At 38.5% G+C, this 374-nt stretch carries 2 tRNA genes; both read left to right on the top strand.

Annotated elements, in window-relative coordinates:
- Positions 1-101 precede the first annotated feature (101 nt).
- Positions 102-176 (top strand) — tRNA-Ile (locus tag AC6UDC_RS06920).
- 31 nt (positions 177-207) lie between these two features.
- Positions 208-280 (top strand) — tRNA-Ala (locus AC6UDC_RS06915).
- The last annotated feature ends 94 nt before the right edge of the window (positions 281-374 follow it).

Raw genomic sequence — 374 nt, 5'->3', positions numbered from 1 at the left:
GATCACCTCCTTTCTAAGGAAAAATTCGGAAACCTTACATTATTGAAGTCTTGTTTAGTTTTGAGAGTTTTACTCTCGTTAAAATAAATGTTCGCGCTTTTGGGTCTATAGCTCAGCTGGTTTAGAGCGCACGCCTGATAAGCGTGAGGTCGGTGGTTCGAGTCCACTTAGACCCATCGTTACTGGTAAGTGACAATCGAATATTTTGGGGAATTAGCTCAGCTGGGAGAGCACCTGCTTTGCAAGCAGGAGGTCAACGGTTCGATCCCGTTATTCTCCATTGACACGAAAGTGTCAACTTTGTTCTTTGAAAACTAGATAATATTATTTTCTGTATTAATTATATTTTAATTATAATTTTAACCGAGAAATAA

It is taken from the genome of Fructilactobacillus sp. X7R7C1 (assembly GCF_059901065.1).
The sequence above is the reverse complement of the archived record's forward strand: the minus strand, read 5'-3'. Positions and strand labels throughout refer to the sequence as shown.